Origin of the sequence: Bauldia sp., from assembly GCF_020442045.1 — a bacterium.
In the GTDB taxonomy this organism is placed as follows: domain Bacteria; phylum Pseudomonadota; class Alphaproteobacteria; order Rhizobiales; family Kaistiaceae; genus Bauldia.
Genome location: NZ_JAGRLA010000096.1, coordinates 20,023 through 30,016 on the forward strand (window position 1 = coordinate 20,023; position 9,994 = coordinate 30,016).

Annotated in this window: 11 protein-coding genes; 5 read left to right on the top strand and 6 right to left on the bottom strand. The window is 66.5% G+C overall.

From position 1 onward, the window contains the following. Positions 1-8: 8 nt before the first annotated feature. Complete coding sequence (locus KDJ86_RS11170; protein ID WP_291745581.1) at positions 9-1,202, top strand: FAD-dependent monooxygenase; 1,194 nt, start codon at positions 9-11, stop codon at positions 1,200-1,202. An 8-nt stretch (positions 1,203-1,210) separates the two neighbouring features. On the opposite strand, the gene KDJ86_RS11175 is transcribed toward KDJ86_RS11170, so the two are convergent. The 5 genes from KDJ86_RS11175 to KDJ86_RS11195 all read right to left on the bottom strand — a co-directional run bounded on the left by KDJ86_RS11175 (position 1,211) and on the right by KDJ86_RS11195 (position 5,812). Continuing rightward, the gene (locus KDJ86_RS11175) at positions 1,211-2,368 is read right to left on the bottom strand and encodes a glycosyltransferase family 9 protein (RefSeq protein ID WP_291745583.1); all 1,158 of its coding nucleotides are present in this window, start codon (positions 2,366-2,368) and stop codon (positions 1,211-1,213) included. A gap of 196 nt (positions 2,369-2,564) precedes the next feature. Continuing rightward, positions 2,565-3,458 carry an alpha/beta hydrolase family protein gene (locus KDJ86_RS11180; RefSeq protein ID WP_291745585.1) on the bottom strand — a complete coding sequence of 298 codons (894 nt, stop codon included), beginning with the start codon at positions 3,456-3,458 and terminating at the stop codon, positions 2,565-2,567. A gap of 106 nt (positions 3,459-3,564) precedes the next feature. After that, entirely contained in the window at positions 3,565-4,188 is a 624-nt protein-coding gene (locus KDJ86_RS11185) for a LysE family translocator (protein WP_291745587.1), read from the bottom strand. Between the two features lie 149 nt (positions 4,189-4,337). Beyond that, positions 4,338-5,234, bottom strand: coding sequence for a phytanoyl-CoA dioxygenase family protein (locus KDJ86_RS11190; RefSeq protein WP_291745589.1), 897 nt, complete (start codon positions 5,232-5,234; stop codon positions 4,338-4,340). A 65-nt stretch (positions 5,235-5,299) separates the two neighbouring features. Further along, a complete protein-coding gene (locus tag KDJ86_RS11195) occupies positions 5,300-5,812 on the bottom strand; it encodes a hypothetical protein (RefSeq protein WP_291745591.1) in 513 nt (170 codons plus the stop codon). Positions 5,813-5,927: 115 nt separating this feature from the next. Between KDJ86_RS11195 and KDJ86_RS11200 the strand changes: the two genes are divergently transcribed. Continuing rightward, on the top strand, positions 5,928-6,332 hold the full coding sequence (locus KDJ86_RS11200; protein ID WP_291745592.1) for a hypothetical protein: 405 nt from the start codon (positions 5,928-5,930) through the stop codon (positions 6,330-6,332). Beyond that, entirely contained in the window at positions 6,311-6,973 is a 663-nt protein-coding gene (locus KDJ86_RS11205; RefSeq protein ID WP_291745593.1) for a ribonuclease T2 family protein, read from the top strand. The genes KDJ86_RS11200 and KDJ86_RS11205 overlap by 22 nt, the downstream gene beginning before the upstream one ends. Positions 6,974-7,054: 81 nt before the next feature. Here the strand turns inward: KDJ86_RS11205 and KDJ86_RS11210 are convergent, their stop codons facing one another. Then, a complete protein-coding gene (locus KDJ86_RS11210; protein ID WP_291745600.1) occupies positions 7,055-7,681 on the bottom strand; it encodes an outer membrane protein in 627 nt (208 codons plus the stop codon). Positions 7,682-7,968: 287 nt separating this feature from the next. On the opposite strand from KDJ86_RS11210, the gene KDJ86_RS11215 reads away from it, so the two are divergent. Both KDJ86_RS11215 and uvrC read left to right on the top strand, forming a co-directional pair. After that, positions 7,969-8,733, top strand: coding sequence for an SDR family oxidoreductase (locus tag KDJ86_RS11215; protein WP_291745594.1), 765 nt, complete (start codon positions 7,969-7,971; stop codon positions 8,731-8,733). A gap of 5 nt (positions 8,734-8,738) precedes the next feature. Then, positions 8,739-9,994: excinuclease ABC subunit UvrC (gene uvrC / locus KDJ86_RS11220; protein ID WP_291745596.1), on the top strand; the 1,256-nt coding region annotated here is incomplete at its 3' end.

The following is a 9,994-nucleotide window of genomic DNA, read 5'->3' on the forward strand; positions in this document are numbered from 1 at the left end:
CCTCTGCCATGGGCGAGAGGCCGACCGTTCTCGTCATCGGAGCCGGGATCGGCGGACTGACAGCGGCCCTGGCGGTTGCCCGGGCGGGTTTCGACATCGTCATCTGCGAGCGCGCCGCCGAGCTCAGCGAACTCGGCGCCGGCATCCAGGTTTCCCCGAATGCCGGGCGGGTGCTGGCCGAACTCGGCCTCGACGAGGCGATCGAGGCGGCGGCGATCGAGCCGCAGGCCATCGACGTGATGAGCGGCGTCTCGGGATCGCGGATCACGTCGCTGCCGGTCGGCGCCTTCCGCAGCCGCTACGGCTTCCCCTATCGGGTCATCCATCGCGCCGACCTCCAGTCGATCCTCGCCGCCGCCGTCCGCAAGGCGAGCGACATCACCCTGCTGCTCGGCACCACCGTCGAGGCGGTGCTCGCCCGTGAGGGCGATTCCTTCGTCCGGCTGAAGGGGCCGCGCGGCGAGATGGTGCAGGCCGCGGCCGTGATCGGCGCCGACGGCGTCTGGTCGTCGACCCGCGAGCAGATACCGGGCGCCCCCGGACCGGCGCCGACCGGCCGCACCGCCTGGCGCACCGTGATCCCCCGCGACAACGTGCCGGACGGCGTCCCGGCGAACCGGGTCGGCCTCTGGCTCGGGCCACACGCCCATCTCGTCCACTATCCGATCGCCGGCGGGGCGGCGGTCAACGTCGTCGCGATCGTCGAGGAGACCTGGGACAAGCCCGGCTGGAACGCGCGCGGCGACTACCGGCGGATCGCCGAGCGCTTCAATCACTGGCCGTCCGAGGTGAAGGCCATCCTTGCGGCACCCCAGGGCTGGCAGAAATGGGCGCTGACCGCCGTCGACCCGGCCGGCTCCTGGGTTTCCGGGAACACGGCGCTGCTCGGCGACGCCGCCCATGCCATGGTCCCCTTCCTCGCCCAGGGAGCCGCCATGGCGATCGAGGATGCCGCGGTCCTTGCCGACAGCCTGAGAGCGTCGCCGTCCGACGTCCCTGCCGCGCTCGCCGCCTATGAGGCGGCACGCAAGCCCCGTGTCGCGAAGGTGTGGAATGCGGCGAAGAAGACCGGCGAGCATTACCACATGGACGGCACCCTCGCCCGGCTCCGCGACGTGGCGCTCGGCCTGCTCGGGCCCCGCCTGGTGCTCGCGCAGAATGACTGGATCTACCGCTGGCGGCCGGACGACCACGGCGACTGACCCGGTCGCTACGCTGTTGACTCCGCCGTCTGCGGGACGAAGCGCATGACGAAATCGGCTATCGGCGGATAGAGATGGTCGATGCCGAGCTGGGTGATGCAATGCGGCTCGTCCGCGTCGCAGCCGTCGATACACGGCGGCAGCGGCGTCCGCGGCTGGATGACCTGGATGCGGGACGGGTCGCCCCAGGGCCGGAATCGCTCGGGCGATCCGACGTGATCCGGCGAGCCGCTCGTCGGATGGCTGAACACCACCGAGACAGGCGTGCCCAGGGCCGCCGCGATGTGTCCCGGACCGCTGTCCATGCCGACCAGAGCCGTCCCATCGCCGATCAGCGCGGCCGATCCGCCGAGCGACAGGCCGACCGCCGACACCGCGGGCACGTCGAGCAGGTCCATGAAATTCCCGGCCAGTTCTTCGTGCACCGGACTGCCTATCACCACCAGCGGCAGCCCGGTGGCGGTCGCAAGCCTCCCCGCCAGCCCGGCGGTCAATTCCGGCGGCAGCAATTTCCGGCCGACCGCGAAAGGCGCAATGGCGACAAAGGGTTGGCCAATTCCGAGATTGCGTTTCATGAAGTCGCGCGCCGCCTCGCGGTCGCTGTCGCCGAGGTCCAGCACGGCGCGTGTTGTCCCCGCGTCGCCGCCCATCGCCGCAAGGAAGCCGAGCTTGTGTTCGACCTCGTGCATGCGCCGCCGGTCGAGCAGAACCGCGGAATAATAGCCGTCCTCGCCGCGATTGAGCTCCGCCCGGAGCGGCGTGCATTCTTCCGAGAATCCAATGACCTGGCGCGCCCGGCTGGCGTCGGCGATCCGGAGCGCGGCGTTGAAGTCGGCGTCCCAGCGCGGCACCAGCGCGACGTCATAGCCGCCGCCGGCATAGTCGGCGACGAAGCCGGCAAGGTCGTTCTCGTCCGATCCCAGGAATTCCATAGGGCCGGTCATCCTCGGCTCGACGGCGATGACCCGGTCGACGCTGCGGCATGATCGGGCGAGGTCATGGACCCGTGTCAGCACGACGGCGGTGATCTCCGCCTGCGGCGCAGATTGGCGCAATCCCGCCAGAAACGGCAATGTCAGGACCCAGTCGCCAATGAAATCGAGCCGGACCACCAGGATCTTGCGGCAGGCGGAGAGATCGACCGGCAACCGGTCCCCGGCGGACACCACCCGGCCCTCCCGCGGCGTCGGCGCGGCCGGCAGGTCGACCGTCGCGGAATACCGCGGCGTGGGGTTGCCGAGGGAGTCGGCTGGTGCGGGAGCGGCCATCGTCAGCACGAAAGAGCGGAAACGGGCTTAGGCAAGTAGGGCGGGAAGCCGTCCCCGTCGAGGGGCAGCCTGATCTTGCGGGACGCCACCACGATCAGGCGCCGTCGACCTGGAGCATCCAGTTGAGGATCAGCCGCCAGTCCGTCATGCGGATCGGGGTCCCGTGCGAGCCGGTATCGAAGAGGGCGAATTTCGCAGGATAGCTGGGATCGAGCTGCTTGATCTTCTTGAAGAAGGCTTCCTGGGATTTCCAGCTGATGACGATGTCGCCGGTGCCGTGGCCGAGATAGACGGGCACGCGCCGCTTGAAGGCGTCGGACTTGAAGAAACCGTCGTCGTTGGTCGATCCCATCAGCAGGTAGCCGTCGATGATCGCCGCCGTCTCATCATCCTCCGCGAGCCCCCAGCAAATCCGCCCGCCAAGCGAGCCGCAGGCAACGAAGATCGGAGCGCCGGGCGAGTTCTTCGCATATTCGAGCAGCAGCATCTTGGCCTGCGCCACGCCACGGCTGCCGAGGCTCGGGAAGCCCGGCGAAAGATACACGCCGCCGTTCCGGACCATGAGGTTCTTGATCCGGTTGAAGTTGCCGCCGAACATCCAGTCGTTGGCGCCCTGGCCGCGGTTGCCGCGCCGGCCGTGAACGTACATGACGACGATCTTGGCCCCACCCTGTACCTTGCCGGTCGCGATGTAGTTGACGCTGACCCGGCCCTCCCTGGCGGTCATGTCCTTCTCGACCGACTTCACCTCGAGGTCGACATACTCGGGCTTGGTCTTCTTTTCCGGAACGACGTCGCGCTCGTAGAGGTCGCGCTGCTCGACATAGCCGACCTTCACATAGTCGCCGCCATACCCCGTGCCGAGGATCGCCGGATAGTCGAAAAGGTCGTCCTTCCAGGGCGCCAGGCGAAAGCCGCCCGCGCCGGCAAGCGTTGCGAAGGCCACAAGAATCGTCGCCAGAAGGATTTTCGGGAGCAGGAATCTCAAGGGACCGGTCTCCGGAAATGTAGATACGTTGACCGCCCCAGCCTGCCGGATTGTACACGCGAGGTCACCCCCGGCAAGATCGCCGGCCGCAAACAGGCCCTTGGCGTCAGTTTCTCGTCAGTGCGGCCGTCGCCGCCCCCATCCCGACAAGGCAGCCCGCACCAACGCGATTCAGCCATTTCAGCACGCCCGCCTTGCGAATCCGCAGCCGCAACTGATCGGCTGCAAGCGCGAATGCCAGGGCATTCGCCGCCGCCAAACCAATGAACGTCACTTCCATGATGGCGAGCTGCGGCAGGAGCATCCTGCCACTGTCGATGAACTGCGGTACGAAGGCGACGAAGAAGGCGATGCTCTTGGGGTTGAGAGCGGTGACGACGAAGGCATGGCCGAAGATGCCGCGCACCGGGCGACCGGCTTCGGCCGCCTCCACCTCGGGAAGCTCGGGCTTCGACCGCCACAGCCGGACGCCGAGATAGACGAGGTAGGCGGCGCCGACCCACTTCAGGATCGTGAAGACTGTCGCGGAAGCGGCAAGCAACGCCCCCAGCCCCGCCAGCGAAAGGGTCATCGCGGTGAAATCGCCGAGCGCCACGCCGGCGGCGGTCGCCACGGCCACGCGCCTCCCCTGCGTCAGCGCGTAGCTGACCACCAGAAGCACCGTCGGCCCGGGGATCATCAGCAACACGATCGAGGCGGCGGCGAAGGCCAGCCAGGTGGTGAGGTCCATAAAAGAACTCCGCAAACGTCGGTCAGCGACAATCAGCTAGCGCCGACCGGACCGGCCGCGTCAAGCCGAACCGTGCATCGCCGCGATGCGCACCGGGCGGACGGCAATCCGTCCACGCCACCCGGCCCGTGGGTCAGGCCAGGCTTTCATCAGGCGCCGACGGTTTCGAAGCCCTTGATCCTCGCCTGTTTCTGGATCTCGTAGATCGACCCCTGGGTTGGCGGCTGGGGCAGCGGAATGCGGACGGGAACATCCGCGAGACGCGGCTCGATCGTGCTCTCGCCGCAAAGCATCAGCGCGTCGAATTCCTCCAGCGTGCCGATCGTCGCCATCGATCCGGCAATGGGAAAGGCATCCGCCGCCGCGAGCTCGTAGAACAGCACGCCGCGATCCCTGGCGGAGCGGTTGCGGTCGGAGCCGTGGACGACCCGGACATGATGGATCGAGATCGACCCGCGAGGCGCCATGGCCCGCACCGCATCCCGCTCGCTCAACCCGGCCGCGGCCATGGACATCGTCCCGGCGAAATACCCGTCCGCGTGGTGATCGAAGACCGGGCCGCGGTGGGACCCCGGGATCACCATCAGGGGTCCGTTCTCCGGCCCGACATCGTCGAGGAAGACGCCGACGGCGAGGATGTCGTCGTTGGTGTGGGGATAGAAGGCCCAGTCCTGGTGCCAATCGACGGGTGCTCCGTAGCGGGCCGACTTCATGTTGAGCTTGGAGGACCGCAAGCGGACATTCGGCCCGATCAGGTCCCGCACCGGGGCCAGTATCCAGTCGCTGCGCATGAGATCGTCGAACACCCGGCTGATCGCGTGCGGCAGCTTGATCCGGCGGATACGGGGATCGTCGGCGGTGTGGCTGTCCTCGAGATCGATCCGGTCGGTATGGGCGCTCAGGCCCCGTGCCTCCTCCCGAAATCGGGCGATCTCGTCGTGGCAGGCGGCGACCACGTCGTCGGGGATGCGCTTCTCGACGACGATGAAGCCATCGCGATCATAGGCCGCGATCTCTTCGGCAGTCAGGCATTCCGGTGACGACACTGCGATCTCCTCCGCAAAGCCCGAAGATTACCGCCGCGCCGGTCCCATAGGAAGGGCCGTGGCGGTCAGGGGTGCTGAGCCTTGAGCAGGGCTTCCCGCAAGGGCGGACGCATCGGCTCGCTGACGTTGTTATACTCCTCCTCCAGCGACAGCTTCCGGCCGTCGCCGAGATCGAAGACCCAGAGCGTGGAGAAGGATTGGGTGACAGGGCCGAGATCCTCTTCCGCCACGGCCAGCGTCGTCACCGAGGCGACGGCATCCGCATCGCCGAGCGGCGCCGAGAGCGTCCCCTCCTCGACGACCGTCATGCCTCCCTTCTGCATCTTCGGCGCCTTGAAGCTCGCCTCCCAGTCATAGTCCGCGTTGGTGATCCGAAGGGTCATGGTCACCGCCTCGAAGTCCGTCTCGCCGACGAGATAGTAGATGCAGAAGCCGGTCACCCCCGGCGTCGGGGCGACATCGCCGACCGATATGCGCTCACCTCCGGCGATCTCGACCGGGCAGGTCAGCCCGTCCGGCACCGGCTTCTCATCCGCCGCCGCAGCGGCGGTTGCGCCGGCGATCAGGAACGCCGCCAACCAGGCCGGGCGAAGCGATCCCGTCGGCCATCTCCCGCGACGACACGAAGGGGCGATCCGTCTTGACCGTCGCGGCGACCCATCGCATTGTCGGCTTCTGTTCCGGGGCAAGTTCATGAAACCTCTATTTCTCGCTTTGTTTCTGGTCATCGGCCTCGGCGCCCCCGCCAAGGCCTGGTGGAAAAACGGCTATCTCCCGGCCTGCGAGAACGGCCATGTGCTGGCCCGGATCAAGCAGAAATTCTCCTATGCGAACCGGAACACCTTCCATTGGGGAACGACGATCGATTCGGTGACGAATATCGGCGAGCGGCCGGAGATCATCATCAACGACGGCCACATCGGCAGGCGTTTTTGCTACGGGACGGCGTGGCTGTCCGACGGTCGGAGCTCCCAGGTCGTCTATCTCATCGAATCCTTGCAGGGCTTCGCCTCGACCGGCTGGCGCGTGGAGTCCTGTCTGCCTGCCTTTGATCCATGGCACGTTTATGGCAGCTGGTGCCGCTCCATCAAGCCGTGAAGCCCGCGCTCCTTCCCGTTCGACTCCTGATCCTTGCCTTCCTCGCGTCGGGCGCTGCCTCGGCCGCCGACAGGGCCGGTGATTTCGACTTCTACGTCCTGTCGCTGACCTGGTCGCCAAGCTACTGCGACAACGCGCGCCGTCCCGATCCCCGGCAATGCAACCTCGACATCCCGGGCTTCGTCGTGCACGGCCTTTGGCCGCAATATGAGCGCGGCTATCCCGAATATTGCGATTCCAGCTTCCCCCGCAGGCTGCCGAGCAGCACGATCTCGGGCATAGCCGACGTGATCCCCTCGCCCGGCGCGGCCCAGTATCAGTGGGAAAAGCACGGCATCTGCTCCGGCCTGCGGCCACAGAGCTATTTCTCCCTCGTCAGACAGGCCGCGCGGAAGGTCGTCATCCCGAAGCCGTATCTCGACGTTCGCAGCGATATCCAGTCCCAGGCGCGCGCGATCGAAGGCGACTTCATCGCCGCCAATCCCGGCATGTCGGATCGCGGCATAGCGATCTCCTGCGACCGCGACGGTGTCATCGAGGTGCGCATCTGCCTGACCAAGCGTCTCGACTTCAGGCGCTGCGAAGAGGTCGACCGCCGCTCATGCCGGCTGCCGAAGATCGAGCTGCCGGCGGTCGACTGAAGCGACCCCTTCCCCGCAAAAGAGAAAGCCCCGCCGAAGCGGGGCCTCCCCAACACACACGGGGATAGTGAACCAGGCGTGTCAGAACTTGACGCCGACGCCGACCAGGACCTGGCTCGACGAGAAGCTCGCCCGGGTCTTCGGCGTGGTCGCATACTTGTCGGCGCCGAAGTCGGAATAGCGGTATTCGACGCGGCCGATCACGGTGTCGGTCAGGGCGGCTTCGACGCCGGCGCCGACCGTGTAGCCCGAACGCAGCGCCGTATCGGAGCTGCCCGGTATCTTCACCTTCAGATTGGCAAGCCCAAGACCACCGGTGCCGTAGACCAGGAAGCGGTCGAAGGCGAGACCGGCGCGGGCCCGGATCGTGCCGTTCCAGCCGTCGGTCATCTTCACGCCGGCCTTCTTGCCGGACATCCCGGTACCGGTGATGTCGGTTTCAAGGCCGAGGACGACATTCGAGCTCGGCTGGAAATTGTAGCCGCCGAACACGCCACCCACGAATCCGTCGGCATCCCATTGCTTGCCGCCGGACTTCGGGTTGCCCCAGCCGTAGCCGACGAGGCCGCCCAGATATCCGCCGGTCCAGGTGAAGGCCGGGGCCGGATTGTAGACGACCTCCGGCGGCGGGGGAGCATAGATATCGGCCGCCCCCGCGGCGCCGGTTCCAACTGCCAGGGCGAGCATGCTTGCGCCCAGAATACGCATACGCAACATTGTAACCTCCTCGTCATTCCGTGCCTGAACCGGACTTCGCTTGTCGACGAAGAGCCCCCGGTCACGAACTCGGATATAGGCTCCAGCAATATGGCGTAAAGGTTAAGGAATTAAGGCAAAGCGCGGGCACCGACAAGGCGGAATATGGTGTTGCCAATCGGCTACAAACGGCAGAATTCAAGGGTTTCCGAAGCTTGTAGCAAATCGTTAACTATGTTTACGAAGCTTAACATGTGCCGAAATGGGATACCTGCCTTGAACGCGCGCGGCTGCCTCTCATGACGGTTTCACCGGGAGTCGCCATCGTCACCGGTGCCGCCAGGCGCATCGGCCGGGCAATCGCGACCGACCTCGCGGCCAGCGGTTGGTCGATCGCAATCCATTACAATCATTCGGAAAACGAAGCGGAGCAGGTGGTCGAAGACATCCGCCGGGCGGGTGGCCGCGCGGCCCTTTTCAAGGCCGATCTCGGAGATGTCGACAGCCTTCCGGCGCTGATCGGGGAAGTCGCATCCACGCTCGGTAAAGCTTCGTTGTTGGTAAATAATGCGTCAATGTTCGCGAGCGACGCCGGCGGTGCCCTCGACCGGGCCCTGTTCGATCGCCAGATGGCGGTCAACCTGACGGCGCCGATCTTCCTTGCCCAGGCTCTTGTCGGAGGTCTTCCCGACAACGCGGAGGGCAATGTCATCAACCTGATCGACCAGAGCGTCTGGAAGCCGACGCCCCGCCACTTCTCCTACCAGCTCTCCAAGGTCGCCCTGTGGGAGGCGACCAGGATGCTGGCCCAGTCGCTGGCGCCGCGCGTCCGCGTCAACGCCATCGCCCCCGGCCCTACCCTGAAGCATGCCGCGCAGACCGACACGGAATTCGCCGGGCGGCTCGAGACGATCCTCCTCAAGCGCGGACCCGAGCTTGCCGAATTCGCCCGCACCATCCTCTACCTCGTTGAAAACCGGTCGATCACGGGACAGATGATAGGATTGGACGGCGGCCAGCATCTGGCCTGGGAGACGCCGGACGTGGCCGAACCGGATTCTTGAACGGAATGAACGAGACCAGCAGCAAGGCCGAGGACACGGCGCCGCGGCGCGTCGGCGTCGAGGTCATCGCCGACGTCATCAGGCGCCTGCCGAACGGGCCGGGCGTCTACCGGATGATCGATGCCGGCGGAAAGGTGCTCTACGTCGGCAAGGCCCGAAGCCTGAGGAAGCGGGTGCAGAGCTATACGCGGCTTGCCAATCAGCCCGGACGCATCGCCCGGATGATCATGGCGACCGCGTCGATGGAATTCGTCTCGACGCGGAGCGAGACGGAAGCGCTGCTGCTCGAGGCGAATCTCATCAAGCGGCTCAGGCCGCGCTTCAACGTGCTGCTGCGCGACGACAAGTCCTTCCCCTACATCCTCGTCACCAAGGACCATCCGGTTCCGGCGATCGTCAAGCATCGCGGCGCGCGCAGCCGGGCCGGCGCCTATTTCGGCCCCTTCGCCTCCGCCGGCGCCGTCGGCCGCACCATCAACGCCCTGCAGCGCGCCTTCCTCCTCAGGACCTGTACCGACTCCTTCTACGAGAGCCGGACGCGCCCCTGCCTGCTCTACCAGATCAAGCGGTGCTCCGCGCCATGCACCGGCGTGATCTCCGAGCAGGACTATGGCCACCTCGTCGACGAGGCGACGGCCTTCCTGTCGGGACGCAGCGATGCCGTTCGCAACGAGATCCAGGAAGAGATGGAGGCGGCCGCCACCCGGCTCGACTTCGAATCCGCCGCCGTCTATCGCGATCGGCTCGCCGCCCTGTCGCACGTCCGTTCCCACCAGGGGATCAACCCCCACACCTTCCAGGAGGCCGACGTCTTCGCCGTCCATCAGCAGGGCGGCGCGACCTGCATCCAGGTCTTCTTCTTCCGCACCGGCCAGAACTGGGGCAATCGCGCCTATTTCCCGCGGGCCGACAAGGACCTCGACGCGGCGGCGGTGCTCGGCGCCTTCCTCGCCCAGTTCTACGACGACAAGCCGGTGCCGAAGCTGATCCTTCTCTCCCATGACACCGAGGATCAGGCGCTGCTCGCCGAGGCGCTCTCGGAAAAGAGCGGCATGAAGGTCTCCGTCACGCGCCCGCAACGGGGCGAGAAGCGGGACCTCGTCCAGCACGCCCTCGACAACGCCCGCGAGGCGCTCGGACGCGAGCTGGCGGAATCCGCATCGCAAAAGGCCCTGCTGACCGGCCTTGCCGAATGCCTGGGTCTCGCCGGCCCACCCGGCCGCATCGAGGTCTACGACAACAGCCACATCATGGGCACCAA

Bases quoted from the DNA above. Each gene is read 5' to 3' on its own strand.
- KDJ86_RS11170 (WP_291745581.1), top strand. From the start codon at position 9: ATGGGCGAGAGGCCGACCGTTCTCGTCATCGGAGCCGGGATCGGCGGA.
- KDJ86_RS11185 (WP_291745587.1), bottom strand. From the start codon at position 4,188: ATGGACCTCACCACCTGGCTGGCCTTCGCCGCCGCCTCGATCGTGTTG.
- KDJ86_RS11200 (WP_291745592.1), top strand. From the start codon at position 5,928: ATGAAACCTCTATTTCTCGCTTTGTTTCTGGTCATCGGCCTCGGCGCC.
- KDJ86_RS11210 (WP_291745600.1), bottom strand. From the start codon at position 7,681: ATGCGTATTCTGGGCGCAAGCATGCTCGCCCTGGCAGTTGGAACCGGC.
- KDJ86_RS11215 (WP_291745594.1), top strand. From the start codon at position 7,969: ATGACGGTTTCACCGGGAGTCGCCATCGTCACCGGTGCCGCCAGGCGC.